Below are 18,094 nucleotides of genomic sequence, written 5' to 3' on the forward strand. Positions count from 1 at the left end.
TTATGTCGACCATTTTAAAAGCATTAGAAAAGAGCCAATCACAGCAAGCCATGCCACCTACAGTGCCGGTTGCGAGTAGTGGTTGGAAAGTGATGATGGTATCTGTATTGCTATTGATTGCGATATTGTTAGGAGTGGTTATTTTCTTATTATTACGACCTGCTCCTCAAGTAACTAAAGAGCCTGTACTTGCCATTAAAACACAGCTGGCACCAGTCGTTGAAGTTCAGCAGCAAGAGGTAATCGACACTCTGCCAATCGCAGAGCCAGTGAGCCGAGTTAGTGAAGTGCAGTTTAAAACAATTCCACTACCTATTAGACAAGCACCAGCACCTTCCTGGGACAGCGTTGACCCTGTGGCTGTGACTTCAGAGCAAGCTTCTGATTTACCTGAGCAGATTGCTGAAACAGGTGTAACAGCTCAAGATAAATTAGATGCAATCAATGAAAAGCAGCAACAGGAAGAACTCTTATCAGATATAGATTTAGACAGTGTGCCTGAGTCACTTAAACAGCGTTTTGCACTAGCCGTTGAGGAAGAGAAAAACGGGGTATTAAGTGATAAGTCCATTCAAGCGCAACCACAACAAGTTGTTGCCTCAGATATTCGTGAAATGCCAAGCAGCTTTCAACGTAAAGTGCCTAATATGCGCTATGACTCTCATGTTTATTCAACCAATGAAGCAGATAGTTGGATTCGTATTAATGGCGTTGATATGCGTATAGGTGATGTGCTTGGGGATATCGAGCTGGTGGATATATTAGCGCAACAAAGTGTATTTCGTTTAGGTGGTCAGAGCTTTACCTTAGAATCATTACAGGATTGGAATGGATGATCATATAACCAATAAAAAACGCACCTAAGTGCGTTTTTTATGAAGGATAAACTATTTTTACCAGTTATCGGTACGTTTTTTACGACGTGGTAAAAATGGGATAATCAAACCGACTAACATACCAAAGAACAATACACTGCCTCCGTACATTAACCATTCCATCTTAACGCGTTCATCTTTGGTGTCTTGCAGTAAATCAAGCTCCATATTGCGCTCTTTTAAATCAGCAATAGTGTCACGTAATGCGCGTTTTTCACTGTCTAACTGTGCAATTAAGCTATCTTTATCGATGATCGCTTGTGTTTGCTCAGCATTGGCAGCTTCATTTTCACTGTTGATAGTATTAAGTTTATCTTGGCTCTCTTGATATTTTTTCTGTAGTGCAGGTAATAAAGATTTTGCAGGTTGTTCAGTTTGGATCTCTGATGCTTTAACCCAACCCACACGACCTGTAGAGGTTCTTACCTGTGAAAACTTTGTTTTCTCGTTATATTGTAATGTATTTACCTCTGTACCTACTTCAATCGTACCAATAATACGATATTGTAAACTTGGGCCAGAATGCATGTAGATAGAAAGTTCATCACTGACGTATTGCGTTGCCGCAAAGCTGCTGGCTGGAAACAGTAAACACAGCAAAAATAGTTTGAATAATTTCAAAAGAAAAACCTTTAACAAATAAATTGAGCAATCATTCTAAAAGCAATTGCGGCTCAGTAAAAGCAAAAAGAGAGCCTAAGCTCTCTTTTTCGTTTAGAAGTATTAATTTCTAAGAAAAAATACTTTTTAATAGGTAGAAGAATACGATCGACAATCCAGCTCCAATAGGCAGTGTTACCACCCAAGAGATAACAATGTTACGTACTACCCCTAAATTAAGGGCTGCAATACCACGTGCCATACCGACACCTAATACAGCACCAACTAATGTTTGTGTTGTAGAAATAGGTAAGCCAGTACCTGAAGCAATAACTACCGTTGATGCAGCGGCTAATTCAGCGGCAAAACCACGGCTTGGTGTTAAATGAGTAATACCATTACCGATTGTTGCCATCACACGCTTACCAAAAATAGCGAGGCCTAGCACGATACCGATACCACCTAGTGGTAAAATCCACCAAGCTAGTTGTGCTTTAGCAGTGATTTCACCGTTATGTTCAACAATATTAACCACGGCAGCTAGTGGACCGATTGCATTTGCTACGTCATTTGAACCATGTGCAAATGCCATTGCACAAGCAGTTACTATCATTAATACGGCAAATATTTTTTCTACATTAGCAAAATGCATCTCTTTATCTGCTTTAGGATCAATCTTCACTCGGTTAATAAAGAACTTACCAATCACCGCCACAACAATACCGATCAGCACTGCTAAGGTCACTGCTTCAGTTGTAGAGAAGTGTAAACCGATATGTTTAAGGCCTTTAGTAATGGTCACTAATGACAATACAAAACCAGCTAAAAACATGTACAAAGGTACGTAACGTTTAGCATTGGTGATCGGGTCTTTGGTATTAAATATTAACTTTTGAGAGCTCATAAAGATCAAGTAAGCAATAATACCGGAGATAAGCGGGGTAATAATCCAACTACCTACTATACCAATCACTTTACTCCAGGTAACACTATCAACACCCACACCAACAGCAGAGAAACCAACAATCGCACCAACAATTGAGTGAGTTGTTGATACAGGCCAGCCGTAGAATGATGCAATAATTAACCATAAACCAGCGGCTAATAATGCTGCGGTCATACCATAAACCAGTAGTTCAGGTTGGTCGATAAAGTAAGCGGCGTCGATAATGCCCTTACGAATAGTTGAAGTTACTTCTCCACCTGCTAAGTAAGCACCAGAGAACTCAAAAATCATTGCGATGATGATCGCTTGTTTAATCGTTAGTGCTTTTGATCCTACTGAGGTGCCCATAGCGTTCGCTACGTCATTTGCACCTATACCCCAAGCCATCAAAAAGCCGACTGTGCCAGCAAGCAAAACTAGCATGCTGCCGTATGTGTTTAAAATATCCATGATTTAGTCCTTAACGCTACGATCTTACTAGAATCAGTTCTAGCTGAGTTCCGATCAGTTCAGAGTGATCGGCTAAACCACCTACCCACTCTAAAATTTTATACAAAAACATTACATCTACTGGTTTGTAGTTATCTTCAATGGCTAACAAATTGCGGCGAAGTTTGATTTGTAATGAATCGGTATCATCTTCAATCGTTTCAAGTACTTCAATCATCTTAGTGACGATGTCTACTTCACGGCCTTTAAAGCCTGTTTCAAGTAGTTCATCTAATTCATTAATCGCATTTCTTGCTTGTTGGATCGCATCTAAACTACGTTGTATATACGCCATGAAATCAACGAATATTTCATGAGGTATTTGTAGTTGGCGTCCGTATACGCGTCCTGCGATATCTTTGGCTGTATTAGCAATTTTATCTTGGCGATTAACGAGCTCAATTAAATCAGCTCGGTCAATCGGCATAAACAAGCCTTTTGGTAGAGTTAAACGTAATTCACGTTTAAGCTCATCTGCTTCTCGTTCATACTGAGATATTTGTTTGCGTACTTGGTCCGCTTTTACCCAATCATTATTTGAGCATGCTTCAAAGAACGGTAACAATAATTCGCTACATACTGCGACTTTGTCCATGTGTAATTGGATTGGTTTAATTGGAGATTTTGCAAACACTCCAAATATCGAATTAACTGGCATGATTCACCTTCGAGTTTTATGGCATTATTGCCACTTTCTAGTTCTATTGACATCTATTAAGCGGCGCATGTTAACTTTCTTTTGCACACAATAGAACATGAATTTAGTATTATTCAGTAAATTTTAAGATTTAAAATGATCCAAACCATCAAAATAAGGGTAATTTCGGTAAACATTATGGAAACAGAAATAGAAATTAAGTTTTTTCAATGCACACTTTGCCGATGAACTATTGCATAAAATTAGTCAATACACGGTAATCTCCCATAAAAATCAGATGCTCTATAACGTGTATTTTGAAACGCCTACTCGTGCGCTTAGAACAATGGATATGGGATTAAGAGTAAGACGTATCGATGGCCAGTGTACACAAACCATTAAAACATCTGGTCGTGTTATTGGCGGTTTGCATCAGCGACCTGAATATAATGAACCGATAGATGGTTTAGATCCACAACTTGGGTTGTTTAATAAGAAAATTTGGCCTGATAATTGTGATATTGAGCAATTACAGACACAATTATCGCCACTTTTTAGTACAGATTTTAGGCGTTTACACTGGTTATTGGAGATGGAAGACGGCACTTTAATTGAAGTAGCGTACGATTGCGGCAAAATAACAGCGGCTCAAGAAGAGGCAGATATTTGTGAAATTGAGCTGGAATTAGTCAAAGGCGATGAAGCACAGTTATTTGTCTTAGGTAAAGACATTGCTTCACTACCACAGGTGCGTTTAGGTAATGTGAGTAAGGCGCAACGAGGCTACATGTTGAATGAAGGTGCTCGCTTTGCGGTAAAACCTATCGACTTTTCTGCTCTGCAGCCTGAAATGGATGTTAAGGAAGCATTATCCGTTAACTTTCAACATGGTTTAAAACATCTGCAATACCATGAAAACTGCTATTTAGAAGAGGGCGATTTTAATGCTTTAGTGGAGCTGCAGAAAAGTATTATGTTTTTGCATCAGAACATTCACCTATTTCGTGAAGCAGGCACTTCATTCAAAGGGTATAGCTGGGTTGAAGATTTACAATGGTTAGCGCGAAGCTTCTCATGGGTGGATGAACGTTTAGTATTCCAAAAACTTTTAGAGAATAAAGCCTATTACATTCGTAAGTTACCTAAGTTAAAACAATTACAAAAGAAATTGCGATTAGCAGAGCAAGCGTTACCAAGTGAAGAGGATATCTTCAATATGTTGCACAGTTCGCGCTACTGCCATTTTGTATTAGGGTTAACTGAGTGGTTAATTAAATTAGAGAAAACAGCCCAGAAAGAGGCAAACTCAACCTCTTTATTAGCTTTTTCGAGATCACGCCTTAACTGAAGCCTGGTCTAAATTAAAAGCTGAGTTATCTGCTGAGCCGATCCTAACCATAGAAAACCTATTACAGCACCAAGGTTTGTTAGCGGCTAACTTAATGACAGGATTTAGTTTAGGTAATCTATTTGATGCGCAACGTAGTGTTGAGTATTGCTATCCATGGTTAGATATCTACCAAGGGATGCAAGAGTTATCGATGTTAGATGCTATTTATGATCAAGCGCTAGAAGAGGAAGATAACGAAGTAAGAAATGAATACTTTAAATGGGTTAAACGTAAGCAATACTCGTTATTAAGTGCCATTGAGCAATCCAAGCAATACGCTGTTGCGAATGATATGTATTGGTTAGAGCCTGAACATTAAACTTACTTTGAAATAGGAGAAAATGAGTAAAATAATAGTGAATGGATCACAACCTATTAATGTTTACTCATAATTGGATAATTTATTCGCTAAATTACGCTAATGTTTTGAATCTAAAGGTCGATAACTTATTTATGGTTATCTTCCTTTATTTTATAACGCGCATCTTTAAATAATATACGCGTTATTATTCACCTTAACTTGAGCGGATTTATGGATAAAACACATTTAAACGGCCTAGAAAAACAACTCGTTAATACATCTGCCCTCAGTAAAGGGATTATTTTCTTTGTATTAGGCTCAGTAGTTACACTGATACTCAATCAACTCTTCTTATTTAGCCTACCTCCAGCTTTTATTTTGTTATTTCTATTAAGTTTGTTTGTTATGTGGCAGGACTACTGTCAACAGAAGCAATTATTGGTCTTACAGAGTTACCTTAAAGATCCTGAATCAGCACAACCTGAACAGTTAAAAGGTAACTTTTCACAACTTTACTTTTGCGCATCGTCAAGCTGAACAGTTGAATCAACAGAGTGGATCGGATGCCAGCACCTTAGGCAAGTTACATGAAGTAACAGAGCAATTTGGCTCTTGTATGGAGATGATTAATGATTCCATTGCTGAAGAGTTTGAGCAGATTGAATCCTTAGCCACTGCGATGAACCAGATGACCGCAGCGGTGCGTGAAGTGGAAGACAATGCTGAAAGTGCATCTGCTTCTACTTTAGAAGCATCAAGCGTAGCCGAAGAGGGACGACAAGCTGTGGATGCTACCATTGCATCAATTAACTCACTTTCTCGTAATATTGATGATTCAGCGATTGCGGTGAATAACGTTGAAACTAAAGTAGAAAGTATAGGTAGTGTGGTGGATACCATTCGCAGTATCTCTGATCAAACTAACCTACTTGCGTTAAATGCAGCAATTGAAGCTGCACGTGCTGGTGAAGCGGGTCGAGGTTTTGCTGTAGTCGCTGATGAAGTGCGTAACTTAGCGAAGCGCACACAGGATGCTACGGTGGAGATTCAATCTATGATTGAGCTTTTACAACAAAGTGCACAACAAGCAGTAGGCTTAATGGACAGTAGTGTGAAAGAGGCTGAGGTAGGTGTGACTGAAGTGACGAAAGCGGGTATCAAGTTATCTGACATTGTGGGTAAAGTTAGCCATATTTCAGACTTAAACTATCAAATTGCATCGGCGGCAAAAGAGCAAGCGACTGTAGCGGATGACATTAATACCAACTTGGCACAGGTTAAAGAGATAGTAGAAGGTTCAGTTGTTGTGTTACAGGAAGTAACAGAAATGACCGATGAAATCTTAGGTTACACTGTGTTGTTAGTGAAAAAATAGAGGATGGTAGGCAAGCACAATAATAGCGTGCTTGCTTTTAGTTTAACTGAGCGCATTTATAATACCAATCATAGTAAGTAACTGATCTATTTTACTTGTTAAAACAACTTATTTTTTCGTTGTAAGTTTCGTATAGGGAACAACCATTTACATCAACTTACGCCTCAAACTAAGCCATTTTTCCGGCGCAAAATTTAGATCAGTTATTTAATACAATTGGTATAAGCATATTTATGGTGAAGTTACTTTTAAACTAATCAGCTACTTATAATAGGGGTGAATAAATTTATTTATTATTCGGCTTGCTCAAAGTATTCACTACCAGAGGCAAACTGAGTTAACTCTTCTACCACACATTTCTTTATATCTAATTGATTTTCAGCAGGAATATTATAACGCAAACCTAATTGAGTATAATCCTCGGCGCTTAAGCTTACGGTTAAACGTGGGCGCTTTGGTTTTTTATGGGTGGGGAGCTCAAGTAGAATCACGGATCTTTTCTGAAGGGCTAATTCCCTCATCTAATGCACTGCGGCGAATGCTATATTGAAGTTTGCTATCCATATCAAAGGCAATTTGTACTGCTTTAACTACTTTTGCTGATTGCTGCCATTTTTTAGGTAATTCACCGTTAGGCATCCTTACTCTCCTTTGATCCATAATTCTGCAATATCAATAGCAGGTCTAAAACTAGATAAATAAACGTCAGTATCACCATTCTCAAAAATGAAAATATCGATTGAACGTAACTCTTTATTACCTTCAAGTGAAAAGTATTGAAACTCTCTACCATGGTCTTGATCGGTAAACTGTGGTGGTTTTGTATCTCGGTAATCAGCTTGATGGATATAACCTGAAGTTTCAAAATCTTGCTGAATGTACTCTGTCGCTAACATATCACCATAATTATGCTGCTCTGTTAGTGGAATTAATCTTGCTTTACCTGGTGCCTCGAAAATCTCAGCAAACGCATCCAAATCAAATAAAGCTTCAACCTCGGCGCGGCTTAATAATAAACTGCATTTTATTAAATTTTTGGATTTTTAGGAAAGCTTAAGTAAACCAGCTTTTTCACCTGCACCTTGGCTAGTTAATTGTACATAGTGCTGGTGTTGAAATTCTACAGTAGTGATATCGGTAACTTGTAATTGCTGCTTACGCATCGCTTCAGGTAAAGCAAAGCTATCGCCAAAACAAAATATATCACCTTGTAACAATTGCTTAGGCTGATTAAGAACACGAGTAGGTGCTGCGGGTTTCTTTTTAAATAGTGAAGATAGAAAGCTCATGGTGCTCCTTAAACAAGCAAGATTAGTACAATATACTATTTTATATGGCAAAAAACACGACGAGCAAGTGCTGGTCGTGTTTTAGAAAGGGTTAAACTACTAAGCCCTTATTTTTTCTTTAAACGATCCAACACTGATTGAGCACTCGTTTGCTGTGCGCCAATGCCGGCATCTTGTAGTTTGCTTTTTAATGTTTGCTCTGGTGTTTCTGCATCTAATTGCTCTGCAGCTTTTAGCTTATCATCAAACATTGCTTGTTTTTTCTTAATACGCTCTAATGAATCTTTAGCATTCAATAGTTTAGAGTTACTTGCCGAAAAGTTGTCAGTAATCGCTGATGTTGCTTTTTGTACGCTTTCAGTGGTCTTTACCATGGTTAACTGGCGTTTATATTCAGTTAATTGACGTTCACTTTTCTTGATCAGCTCTTTCAAACGGTCAGCACTGCTTAAGAAGCTTTCATTTGCTTGTTGTTGGTCAGCTGCGCTGCTTTCTAGTTCAGCAATTTTTTCAGCCACTTCAATGGCTAACGCTTCATTACCTTGGTTAAGCGCTTGCATCGCATAACCTTCGTGTTCTTTAATGCTAGCTTGTAGTTGAGCTAACTCGCGTGCTGCTTGCATCTGTTTTGCCATGACTTCAGTTAAGTCACGCTTCGCGATAGTAATATGCTTTTCAGAGTCACGGATCTCTTGTTCAAAAATACGTGTTGCGTTAGCGTCAACAATTGCTTCACCGGCTTCAGTTGCGCCACCACGTACTGCTGTAATAATCTTTTTAAATATGCTCATTGTTCACTCCGAATTATTGTAAGTAACTATCCATTTCACTAATCACTTCAAGGCTATTATCGCTTAAAGTCACTAATTCAAGCTCTATATCTTCTAGGCTTGAGTTGATAGATAGCGCGCCAAAAACAACATATTTGTTCTCGACTTTAGCAAAAGCGGATAATGGCATTGGAATGTTCATTTCTAACATCGCTTCCATCATATTCGCTTTCAGTTCAGTTTTAATCTCATCTTCACCCCATAAGTAGGCGATACATAAGATTTGGTTATCACTAATAGAAACAAAAATAGGGATCTCTTCACGGCCAATGATTTCTACCTGTAATACATCTATTTCACCATTGATCGGTGTACAGTCAAAATTAAAGCCCGTTTCGGTATCGTCTGCTAACTTATTTAAATGGGTAGCAATAGTATGAATATTCATCGTGTTCCTTAACCTTTGTGACATTAAATGTCTTGTGACTGTTAATTTAGTAGTCTTGTCATTATATGTCAATGGATTTATATTTTTATTTATACAGATTGATTGCCCAACCTGCTGCGATAATGAACAAAGTGTTGATTGTGCATAATGATTATTAATAAGTCCGCTCTGTGACCAACATTATAATAATGCGGTGTTTAAATTAGTTTTCAATGATTAAATGTTGAAAACTACTGATCGGTTTCAAAACAACTGTTAAGTTAATATTAATTGCTCATTAAACCTTTCTTTTAGGTACTTTATGTCTTTATTAATAGAAACTGCGAACAAGCACCTGCAACAATTAAGTGAACGTCTTGACCTGTCTTTTTTAACTGCACAACAAAAACAACAACTCACTGAACTATGTGGGTTAAGTGATTTTGTGGCTGAATCATTAATAAAGCAACCTAGCCTACTCGAAACACTATTTAACAGTGAATTATTAATCACTGAAGATAGAAAAGTAGTGATAGAAGCGGAATTGCAAGCGCAATTAGCCAAGGTGCAATCAGAAACTGAGTTACATCAGGTATTACGCTTATTTAGACGTAAACATATGTTGGTCATTGCTTGGCGTGAATTGTTAAACATAAGCACACTGCAAGAAAGCTTACAGCAGACCTCCTTTTAGCTGACCAACTGATACAACAAAGTGCAGATTGGTTATATACATTACAGTGCAAAGAGCAAGGAACACCGATTGGTGAGTCTGGTGAGCAACAACATTTATATATCTTTGCAATGGGTAAGTTAGGTGGGCAAGAGCTTAACTTCTCCTCTGATATTGATCTTATTTTTGCTTACCCAGAAAAAGGACATACTCAAGGTGGGCGCAGAGAGATTGAGAATCCGGTCTTCTTCACCAAATTGGGTCAGCGTTTAATTGCCGCATTACATCAAATCACTGTGGATGGTTTTGTGTACCGTGTGGATATGCGTTTACGTCCTTTTGGGGAGTCAGGACCTTTAGTCTCTAGTTTTAATTCTTTGGAAGATTATTATCAAACTCATGGTCGGGAGTGGGAACGTTATGCCATGGTTAAGGCGCGAGTATTGGGTAAAGAAGGCGCAGATAAAACCGCGTTAATAGCGATGTTACGTCCTTTTGTGTTTAGGCGTTATATCGATTTCAGTGCCATTGATTCTTTACGAAAAATGAAAGCAATGATCAGTGCCGAAGTGCGTAGAAAGGGCTTAAAAGACAATATTAAACTAGGAAAAGGAGGGATTCGCGAAATTGAGTTCGTGGTACAAGCCTTTCAATTGATCCATGGCGGTAGAAATATCGAATTACAGTGTAAAGGCTTAGAGCAAGCTTTACAGGTAATTGCTGACTTAGACATCTTGCCACAGCAACGTGTCGATTGTTTATTGAAGTCCTATCGATTCCTACGTGTGGTGGAAAATGTACTTCAGGAAATAGCCGATCAACAAACCCAAACATTGCCTGATAATGCGCTGGATAAACTTCGTTTAATCAAGGTACTTGATTTTTCTGATTGGGACAGCTTTTACACTCACTTAACGGAAGTGATGGCAAAGGTTAACCATGAGTTTAATTGGGTGGTGGGTGAAGCGGACGAACAACAACATCAAGCTGAACAAGCCTTTGTTGAGGTATGGCAATTAGATCTGGATAGTCAGGAGATGGTGTCTTTATTAGCTGAAAACATCATTGAACAGCAAGTGACAACCGAGCAGGTACAGGCTTTTGCTAAGATGATTGTGTCACTTAAGCAAGATATGAGTCGTCGTCCGATTGGGCCAAGAGGGCAAGAGACGATTGATAAACTATTACCGCGAATTATCTCTTTAATATGTGAGTATCCTCAGCCTGACCAGTTGTTTGAACGCATCCATCATCTACTGATTAATATCATGCGTCGAACTGCTTATTTAGAGTTATTAAATGAGAATGAAGGGGCATTAAAGCAATTATTAAAACTATGCTCTGAAAGTTATCGTGTCTCTGAACAATTGGCTCGTCATCCCATTTTATTAGATGAATTATTAGACTGGCGAGAGCTATATCATCCCACAGCGTTAGATAGCTATCGCAGTGAATTACAGCAGTTTATGTTGCGTATTCCAGGTGAGGATATGGAACAACAGATGGAAGCGCTGCGCCAGTTTAAACAGATGCAGTTTTTACATATTGCCACTGCAGATATTGCCAAGGGCATTAAATTACCACAGGTTAGTGATCACCTGACTGCATTAAGCGAAGCAATATTGGACTATGTCGTGCAGATCGCTTGGGCACAAATTACTGATAAATTTGGCTTTCCAAGTAATGTTGAAGGTACTGATCGTAAAGGTTTTGCTGTCATAGCTTACGGAAAAATGGGTGGGCTTGAGTTAGGTTACGGATCCGATCTTGATGTCGTGTTTTTACATGATACACATATCGCTGGTGAGACTAATGGTCGTCGTCCTATTGATAACCGCTTATTCTACTTCCGTTTAGCGCAGCGTATTATCCACTTGTTTAGCTCGCGCACTAATTCAGGAATATTGTATGAAATTGACATGCGTTTGCGTCCTTCAGGTAATGCTGGCCCATTAGTAGCAGGGTTAGGGGATTTAAACGATATTTATTGGAAGAAGCATGGACGTGGGAGCATCAAGCCTTAGTACGTACTCGACCTGTTTTTATTGATCAAGAGATGTTAGCCGAGTTTAATGCGATTCGTTGCCAAGTCTTAAGTCAGAAGCGTGATAGAGAGAAATTGAGTAACGCTGTAACAGCAATGCGCAATAAAATGCGTGATCATTTAAATAGAGCAACAGCTGGACAGTTTGACTTGAAACAGTCGCCAGGAGGTATGGTTGACATTGAGTTTATTGCGCAGTATCTCATCTTAGCATATGCACACCAATATCCTGAATTACTTACAAAATGGTCGGATAATTTACGTATTTTTAATGCTTGTCGAGAAGCGGAGTTGTTAACCGAAAAGCAAGCGACACAATTGAGTGATGCCTATTGCCATATACGTGATACCGCTCACCGATTAACGTTAGGGAAAGAGGCTCGTGTTACGGTAGTAGACCAATTTGTTGAAGAAAGAGAATGGGTAGTGGGTATTTGGAAACAGCTTTTTAATTAGCAATAATAAAGTATGTTGATTGAACCTAAAGCTAACTGTGTTGGTTAGCTTTAGGTGACTAGCTACTTATAAAACGAGGCTTCACCTTCAGGGCGGGTTTTAAATCGACGGTGTAACCACATGTATTGATCATCACACTCTTTTACCATTTTTTCAATTTCTTGATTGGTACGAGTGGTATCGACAATCACATCATTACTTGGGAAGTCCACAAGTGGCGGGTTAAAGATAAGCTCGTAGCCTTCAGCCCCTGGTAAGCGCTTTAAAAATAAAGGAATGACCACGCTATTTTTGACACGAGCTAAAGTACTGGTACCTGAAACCGTATTGGCTTTTTCTACATTAAAGAACGGCGCAAAGACACTACTTTTATGTCTTCCATAGTCATGATCGGGTGCGTACCATAATGATTGACCCGTTTTTAATACGCGTAACATGGCTTTGAAGTCTTTACGATCTAACATCGCTTTATGTTCACGACTTCGACCTCGATAAAACCAATAATCTAATACTTGATTACTGTTTTTTCTATAAACTGGATAACATGGATGTACCAACCCTAATGCTCGGGCTCCCATTTCTAAGGTTAAAAAATGCGCGCCTAAAAAGATAACTCCTTGATCTTGTCGCATTGCATGTTCAAGATTATCTAATCCACGTACGCTTATCAGGCCGCGCACTCGCCAAGTCGGCCAAAACCATGCCATGCCCATTTCAAATAAAGCGATACCCGTATTTTCAAAATTGGCTTTCACCTTCGCATCAATCTCTTCTTCGCTTAGATCTGGAAAACAGAGTTCAAGATTACGACGTGCAGTATGGAAACGCTGTTTCGCAAATGGAATTGCTATACGACCTAAAAACTTGCCTAATTTAAGCAGGGTAGAATAAGGGAGTAATGAAGATAAAAATAAAGCTGAAATGCCTACCCAAGATAACCAATATCGAGGGTGAAAAAAACTCGGTTTTAAAGTGTATGCTTCCATAAATTACTCTCTATTTTCAGGAGGGTTTATTCTACCGATTATTACTCCAAATGACTATTTGGTAGCAGAAAATTTTAAGTACGTTAGTATATACCCCATTTTATTTTAATTATTTAGGTTTAAAATGTTGAGAGCAAAGCGTTTTTACTTTTGATTTTATTTTTGTTAGCACAATGATGGCGCTAATTGTTGCTATTTTTATCATTATGTCAGACGATGAAAGCCAAAGACAACAACGCAAATTAGTTGAAAGAACAGTATATAACAGCTTCACATCGACACTGGCTCAAGCTAAATCTAACGCAACACTGTTATTCGAATTACAATACAGTGACCCAGCCATTATTACACTGTTGGATCAAGCCAATAAAGTACAAGATTCACCCGAAAACTTGCAAAGAATAAACCAAGTACTTGCACAACATTTACAACCTCAGTTTGATATCAGTAGTAAAAAATTTCCCTCTCAACAAATTTACTTAACTAATAGTCGGTTATTACTTCATTTTGATAAGCAGGGACCTAATACTGAGACAAAAGCGAATAATAGAATTGGCTTAGAAAATGTGATTGAAAATCATAAACCTTCTTTTGGTTTATCTTTAAAAGCAGGACGTTACGTATACCGTTATTTTTCCCGGTATTTAATCGAGCGAATGAGTTTATTGCCATTGTGGAACTGTCGCTGCCATTAGCTAAAATACAAAACTATTTAGCCGATGGTAGTGAAGTTAAGTCGCAATACCTATGGGCTAAACGACCTCTATTAGCGTTAACACAAAAAAATAATGTGTATCAAAATACCCCTTTATCGAAGAGCTTTTTAATTAGCTTGAATCAACGTCATGAAAATACTGATAAAGCAACCTTATCGGCTAATGACCTAGAAAAATTAAAACAGAGCTTTAATGCCGATCAACGCGCTAAATTATTACAGTTGAAAAAATTCTCCTTTAATACATCCATTAATGGACGTAACGGTGTTGCGGTCTTTATGCCGATCAGTAATGTATATGGTTATCATGTTGGTGGCGTGATGACGTTTACGCCAACTTTGAAGTTGTATATCTCCACTACAGAATTTAATGTGATTACGGTTATGTTGGCTTTATTGTTACTGGTTATTTTCCTGTATATATTGCGGAAATCGAATCATTTATACGAAATTAAAGCTTCATTTCAGCGTTTTTTAGATGCGTTACCTTTCCCTATTTATCTGAAAAATAACAATAATCAATATTGTGGTACTAACACGGCATTTCACGAATTCTTCTCTGTGAGTAAGCAGAAGTTATTTCGCCGTGATGCTAGTTATGACCATAAAATTGAAGACTTTAAGGTCTCAATGTCAGATGTCGAAGATGCCGATGGTTATCTCGCCATCGAGTCGGATCAGATTAAAGGAGATGAAGACCTTACCTATAAAATGTATTGTTTTGCTATGGCAGAAAGAGGTATGCCTAAACAGGGTTTTGTTGGTTATATCAATGATATAACCCGATATAAGTTACTTAATAAACAATTAAAATCCTCGTTATTTGATCAATCCCAGTTTATGGATATTTTACCTTTTGGAGTAAGGATCTTTAATTTAGAAGGGCACGTGACTTTCGTTAATAAGGCATTAAGAGCAATTAATGGAGGCAAAGTTACTGAGTTTTTAAGTAGTGAATGTAAAGCTGTATTTAGTTGTATGGAGTGCCACACTAGTGTTTGTGCATTACATAAAAGTAGAATACTAAAAAACACACAACGGGTTGAAATTATAAAACATAATGAGCAAGGTGAAGCCTTAACCTATGAGGTGAGTTACCACCCTTATTATACGGTTGATAAAAAGATACAAGGTGTCGTGGAGCTCACTAATGACATTACTATTAACAAGTTATTATTAGATAGAAACCATGCGTTAATGCTTACCGATGAATTGACTGGTGTATTGAATTACCGTGGACTGCTTAATGCGGGTGAAAACTACTTTAGATTGGCTGAACGTGCTAAAAAGCCCTTTTTTGCTTTGTATTTAAATATTGTAGGGCTTAATAAAACAAGTGCTGAATATGGTGAACAAGCGAGTCAAAACCTAATCGTTGGTTTTGCTGATATTTTAAAAGATACTTTCCGTGAAACAGATATTATCGCTCGTACGGGTAATGACGAATTTGTAGTGTTAATGAATGACAGTGAATATCAAATCCTTGATCCTGGGAAATTTCTGCGTTTAGATGATGCAATTCAAACATTTAATATGCAATCAAAGGTGGATTATCGTTTGATTGTTGATACGGGGATTATCGAATATAAAAGTACAAATCATCATGCTTTATCGGAATTAATTAAAGATGCCGAGCAAATCGTTTATGAGCAATCAATTAAACGTGGTTTAAATAATTAAACCCTGTGTTGTGAGTACTTTTTATAAATTCAGCTTTAGGCTCTTTGAGCCTGTGGCTGCATTCTGAACTTGGCCAAGCAAGGTAATGGTCAGGCTGCTTAAAGCGTGTTAGATGTTGCTTGAGATACTGCTTTAATTGTTCGCAGTATTGCTCAAAGTGGATTAGATTAGCATCAGAAAAGGCTATAAATACTGCCATTCTTTGTCCATATTGTGCATCTTTAATTGGCACAATATAGGCTTTTTCCACGTAGGGTACTTGTAAACAGAGTGCTTCAATCTCTTCCGGTTGAATATTCTCACCGCCACTAATAAATTGCCTATCTTTCCTACCTGAAATAATTAATTGATCACCTTTAAGTCGCCCACAATCACCACTGCTTACCCAGCGTTTAGGGTCTATCTTGATTAATTTATTATCTCGAAAATAGCCAATAAAGCGTGTGGCTCCTCGAAAGTAGATTTGTTCGTTGTGTATTTTAACTTCTCGATAGGGCAATACAATTAACTGGTTATTATTAGTAGATGTCGCTACTTGTGAAGCCATTTCAGTACAGCCATAACTGAGATGGTAGGTAAAACCTCGTGCAGCTAGGGCGGTTAATAGCGACACCGAAAAAGCACTGCCCCCTAATAAAATGTGTTTAAGTGTGCAGCCTTGAGCAGAGAAATGAGGATCTTTTAATAGTCGTATTAACTGAGTGGAGACCAAGGAAAGGTGAGTTATCTTTCTGCTAGATAACAGCGGATAGCTAAGATCTTTGTTGCTTAAATCTAGCGTTGCCCCTGCAATTATAGTGCGCATAACGGTAGCATAACCACTTATATGATAAAGCGGTAGCGACAGTAAGTTGCGATCGCTAATCTGAAGTGAAATAGATGATTGCGAACCCAACGCACTAAAATAATGATTGCCATAATGGTGCACAATGGCTTTAGGGAAACCACTGCTACCTGAAGTGAAAATGATATTAGTGGGCTGTAAAGGGTTAATCTTTAAGGGACTTAATGGCTTTATGTTTTTTTTGCAAAAACTCAAGTCAATATTAAGGGAATTTAATAGATGGTGCCGAGAATTATCTTCTACCCAGCAGTAAGGGCTATTTAATATATTTAAGCGCTGCTGTATTTCTGACTCAGTAAAGTTTGGATTAAGTGGACAAAATAACCAACCGAGACGCAAACATACAAGCTGTAGCAGCAATAATGGTATGCCATTGTTAGCAATACACACCAATCTGATAGGGGTTGAAGGTTCAGAGTCGGTTACCTGTTTGCTGAGTTGTTCTGCTAAGTGAGTTAATTGGATATCTAGTTGTTGATAACTTATCTGCTGTTGATCATCCTGTATTGCGATGGTTTGCCCGTGATTTATCGCTTGAAAGCGCACAGGGCAGTGGTTTTCAGTGATTAGCATAATTGCTCAGCCTCTTTTAAATAAGACTCAAGTTGAGAAACTTCATCCAGCTTTCTATCCCGAATTTTAAGTGTAAAGGCTTGCCTTGTATCTAAACCTAATGAGAGTTTAACTTGCTTATCTTGTTGCCAGTGATTTGCCAAGTGATGGAGTTGATTCAGTGCAATAGGCGATTCAAAACTGGAGCTGATACTGATTTGTAGTTTTTGCTGTTGTGCTTGCGTTAATAAGTGGCTAATACGTTGTGGATCGCCTATTAAACTAGGTTTGATAACGAGTGCCTTAATCCAGTTTTCTGTTGGGATTTTTATTGTTTTAAGCAAGCTTTCATCTAAGGCTAAGTGGCTATCATACTGTTGTGCAATAGCCATGTTATTGGCCATTGAATTGGTTGGTTCTTCAATATAATCAATGTGTTGTTTATCTATTGAAGAGATGAAATCACTGTATTGCTGTGTTGTCCATTGTTGATTGGCATCTAACCTAACGCGCAGTATTGGGTTTAGTTTGATTAACTGTTTAACCAGTTTGACCTCTGTTTTGACTGCCAATCTTGCTACTTTTAGTTTAATGATATCTGGTTGATTTAAGGACTGATAACGTTGGATGATCTGAGTCGGATAGCCTTGTAATAATGGGATACTTTGCGTCGTGCTATGGTGTTCAGCTGTTGTATATGGCGTAGCCTGTAATAAACAATGCAAAGCAAATTGTATACTTGGAAAAGAAGATAATAGTTCGACTTGGTGTTGATTGATGCTGATGGTATTTAATAAAGACAATAGATAAGTTGTACATTCCTCTAATGTTTCGTGGCTAAATCCTGGTAGAGGAGCCACTTCACCTATTCTGATATTTTTATCCGCAGTACGCTGAACCAACCACAAACCTTGACGCCAGGTCAGTCGCTGACCTTTAAAGTTAATTGCTTGTTCAAAAGGTAAGGAAAAACGGTACAAGCTTAAGGAACGATTGGTTCGGTTGAATAGTTGTTTAAGCTTGCCTATCTTCATGATTAACCCCT

At 38.2% G+C, this 18,094-nt stretch carries 17 protein-coding genes and 2 pseudogenes; 8 read left to right on the forward strand and 11 right to left on the reverse strand.

Going from position 1 to position 18,094, the window contains the following annotated elements:
* Positions 1-2 precede the first annotated feature (2 nt).
* Positions 3-836 (forward strand): general secretion pathway protein GspB, encoded by an 834-nt coding sequence (locus ACLKL2_RS13135; RefSeq protein ID WP_413692030.1) that lies wholly within the window; start codon positions 3-5, stop codon positions 834-836.
* A gap of 57 nt (positions 837-893) precedes the next feature.
* On the opposite strand, the gene ACLKL2_RS13140 is transcribed toward ACLKL2_RS13135, so the two are convergent.
* The 3 genes from ACLKL2_RS13140 to ACLKL2_RS13150 form a co-directional block, all read right to left on the reverse strand.
* On the reverse strand, positions 894-1,496 hold the full coding sequence (locus ACLKL2_RS13140) for a TIGR04211 family SH3 domain-containing protein (protein ID WP_258546920.1): 603 nt from the start codon (positions 1,494-1,496) through the stop codon (positions 894-896).
* Positions 1,497-1,605: 109 nt separating this feature from the next.
* The gene (locus tag ACLKL2_RS13145) at positions 1,606-2,871 is read right to left on the reverse strand and encodes an inorganic phosphate transporter (protein WP_113820117.1); all 1,266 of its coding nucleotides are present in this window, start codon (positions 2,869-2,871) and stop codon (positions 1,606-1,608) included.
* Between the two features lie 16 nt (positions 2,872-2,887).
* On the reverse strand, positions 2,888-3,568 hold the full coding sequence (locus ACLKL2_RS13150) for a TIGR00153 family protein (RefSeq protein ID WP_113820118.1): 681 nt from the start codon (positions 3,566-3,568) through the stop codon (positions 2,888-2,890).
* A gap of 232 nt (positions 3,569-3,800) precedes the next feature.
* Here ACLKL2_RS13150 and ACLKL2_RS13155 point away from each other — a divergent pair, with 232 nt between their 5' ends.
* From ACLKL2_RS13155 to ACLKL2_RS13170, 4 genes are all read left to right on the forward strand, one after another.
* Positions 3,801-4,895 carry a CYTH domain-containing protein gene (locus tag ACLKL2_RS13155; protein ID WP_413692032.1) on the forward strand — a complete coding sequence of 365 codons (1,095 nt, stop codon included), beginning with the start codon at positions 3,801-3,803 and terminating at the stop codon, positions 4,893-4,895.
* Between the two features lie 94 nt (positions 4,896-4,989).
* Positions 4,990-5,256: a hypothetical protein gene (locus tag ACLKL2_RS13160; RefSeq protein ID WP_413692034.1), complete on the forward strand. Its 267-nt coding sequence runs from the start codon at positions 4,990-4,992 to the stop codon at positions 5,254-5,256.
* Between the two features lie 213 nt (positions 5,257-5,469).
* The gene (locus ACLKL2_RS13165) at positions 5,470-5,775 is read left to right on the forward strand and encodes a hypothetical protein (RefSeq protein ID WP_413692036.1); all 306 of its coding nucleotides are present in this window, start codon (positions 5,470-5,472) and stop codon (positions 5,773-5,775) included.
* Positions 5,776-5,779: 4 nt separating this feature from the next.
* The gene (locus ACLKL2_RS13170) at positions 5,780-6,613 is read left to right on the forward strand and encodes a methyl-accepting chemotaxis protein (protein WP_413692038.1); all 834 of its coding nucleotides are present in this window, start codon (positions 5,780-5,782) and stop codon (positions 6,611-6,613) included.
* A 293-nt stretch (positions 6,614-6,906) separates the two neighbouring features.
* On the opposite strand, the pseudogene ACLKL2_RS13175 reads toward ACLKL2_RS13170, so the two are convergent.
* From ACLKL2_RS13175 to ACLKL2_RS13195, 5 genes and pseudogenes are all read right to left on the reverse strand, one after another.
* Positions 6,907-7,252 (reverse strand): annotated as a pseudogene (locus ACLKL2_RS13175) (hypothetical protein).
* 2 nt (positions 7,253-7,254) lie between these two features.
* Positions 7,255-7,590 (reverse strand): hypothetical protein, encoded by a 336-nt coding sequence (locus ACLKL2_RS13180; protein WP_413692039.1) that lies wholly within the window; start codon positions 7,588-7,590, stop codon positions 7,255-7,257.
* Between the two features lie 66 nt (positions 7,591-7,656).
* A complete protein-coding gene (locus ACLKL2_RS13185) occupies positions 7,657-7,902 on the reverse strand; it encodes a hypothetical protein (RefSeq protein WP_413692041.1) in 246 nt (81 codons plus the stop codon).
* Positions 7,903-8,009: 107 nt separating this feature from the next.
* A complete protein-coding gene (locus ACLKL2_RS13190; protein WP_113820123.1) occupies positions 8,010-8,693 on the reverse strand; it encodes a PspA/IM30 family protein in 684 nt (227 codons plus the stop codon).
* A 13-nt stretch (positions 8,694-8,706) separates the two neighbouring features.
* A complete protein-coding gene (locus ACLKL2_RS13195) occupies positions 8,707-9,120 on the reverse strand; it encodes a YjfI family protein (protein ID WP_113820124.1) in 414 nt (137 codons plus the stop codon).
* Between the two features lie 301 nt (positions 9,121-9,421).
* Between ACLKL2_RS13195 and glnE the strand changes: the two are divergent.
* A pseudogene (gene glnE, locus ACLKL2_RS13200) lies at positions 9,422-12,272 on the forward strand (bifunctional [glutamate--ammonia ligase]-adenylyl-L-tyrosine phosphorylase/[glutamate--ammonia-ligase] adenylyltransferase).
* A 62-nt stretch (positions 12,273-12,334) separates the two neighbouring features.
* Here glnE and lpxL read toward each other — a convergent pair.
* The gene (gene lpxL, locus ACLKL2_RS13205; protein WP_113820126.1) at positions 12,335-13,258 is read right to left on the reverse strand and encodes an LpxL/LpxP family Kdo(2)-lipid IV(A) lauroyl/palmitoleoyl acyltransferase; all 924 of its coding nucleotides are present in this window, start codon (positions 13,256-13,258) and stop codon (positions 12,335-12,337) included.
* A 173-nt stretch (positions 13,259-13,431) separates the two neighbouring features.
* On the opposite strand from lpxL, the gene ACLKL2_RS13210 reads away from it, so the two are divergent.
* Together ACLKL2_RS13210 and ACLKL2_RS13215 are read left to right on the forward strand one after the other, a co-directional pair.
* Complete coding sequence (locus ACLKL2_RS13210; protein ID WP_413692043.1) at positions 13,432-13,953, forward strand: hypothetical protein; 522 nt, start codon at positions 13,432-13,434, stop codon at positions 13,951-13,953.
* On the forward strand, positions 13,932-15,653 hold the full coding sequence (locus ACLKL2_RS13215; RefSeq protein WP_413692044.1) for a diguanylate cyclase domain-containing protein: 1,722 nt from the start codon (positions 13,932-13,934) through the stop codon (positions 15,651-15,653). The genes ACLKL2_RS13210 and ACLKL2_RS13215 overlap by 22 nt, the downstream gene beginning before the upstream one ends.
* Here the strand turns inward: ACLKL2_RS13215 and ACLKL2_RS13220 are convergent.
* Together ACLKL2_RS13220 and menC are read right to left on the reverse strand one after the other, a co-directional pair.
* A complete protein-coding gene (locus ACLKL2_RS13220) occupies positions 15,631-17,070 on the reverse strand; it encodes an AMP-binding protein (RefSeq protein ID WP_413692046.1) in 1,440 nt (479 codons plus the stop codon). The two genes, ACLKL2_RS13215 and ACLKL2_RS13220, sit on opposite strands and share 23 nt — an antisense overlap.
* Positions 17,064-18,083 carry an o-succinylbenzoate synthase gene (menC, locus tag ACLKL2_RS13225; RefSeq protein ID WP_413692048.1) on the reverse strand — a complete coding sequence of 340 codons (1,020 nt, stop codon included), beginning with the start codon at positions 18,081-18,083 and terminating at the stop codon, positions 17,064-17,066. The genes ACLKL2_RS13220 and menC overlap by 7 nt, the downstream gene beginning before the upstream one ends.
* Positions 18,084-18,094: the final 11 nt, after the last annotated feature.

This window comes from Psychromonas sp. KJ10-2 (genome assembly GCF_047323255.1).
Taxonomy (GTDB): Bacteria; Pseudomonadota; Gammaproteobacteria; order Enterobacterales; family Psychromonadaceae; genus Psychromonas.

Bases quoted from the DNA above. Each gene is read 5' to 3' on its own strand.
- ACLKL2_RS13135 (WP_413692030.1), top strand. From the start codon at position 3: ATGTCGACCATTTTAAAAGCATTAGAAAAGAGCCAATCACAGCAAGCC.
- lpxL (WP_113820126.1), bottom strand. From the start codon at position 13,258: ATGGAAGCATACACTTTAAAACCGAGTTTTTTTCACCCTCGATATTGG.
- ACLKL2_RS13165 (WP_413692036.1), top strand. From the start codon at position 5,470: ATGGATAAAACACATTTAAACGGCCTAGAAAAACAACTCGTTAATACA.
- ACLKL2_RS13160 (WP_413692034.1), top strand. From the start codon at position 4,990: ATGACAGGATTTAGTTTAGGTAATCTATTTGATGCGCAACGTAGTGTT.
- ACLKL2_RS13145 (WP_113820117.1), bottom strand. From the start codon at position 2,871: ATGGATATTTTAAACACATACGGCAGCATGCTAGTTTTGCTTGCTGGC.
- ACLKL2_RS13195 (WP_113820124.1), bottom strand. From the start codon at position 9,120: ATGAATATTCATACTATTGCTACCCATTTAAATAAGTTAGCAGACGAT.
- ACLKL2_RS13210 (WP_413692043.1), top strand. From the start codon at position 13,432: ATGATGGCGCTAATTGTTGCTATTTTTATCATTATGTCAGACGATGAA.
- ACLKL2_RS13190 (WP_113820123.1), bottom strand. From the start codon at position 8,693: ATGAGCATATTTAAAAAGATTATTACAGCAGTACGTGGTGGCGCAACT.
- ACLKL2_RS13220 (WP_413692046.1), bottom strand. From the start codon at position 17,070: ATGCTAATCACTGAAAACCACTGCCCTGTGCGCTTTCAAGCGATAAAT.
- ACLKL2_RS13150 (WP_113820118.1), bottom strand. From the start codon at position 3,568: ATGCCAGTTAATTCGATATTTGGAGTGTTTGCAAAATCTCCAATTAAA.
- menC (WP_413692048.1), bottom strand. From the start codon at position 18,083: ATGAAGATAGGCAAGCTTAAACAACTATTCAACCGAACCAATCGTTCC.
- ACLKL2_RS13185 (WP_413692041.1), bottom strand. From the start codon at position 7,902: ATGAGCTTTCTATCTTCACTATTTAAAAAGAAACCCGCAGCACCTACT.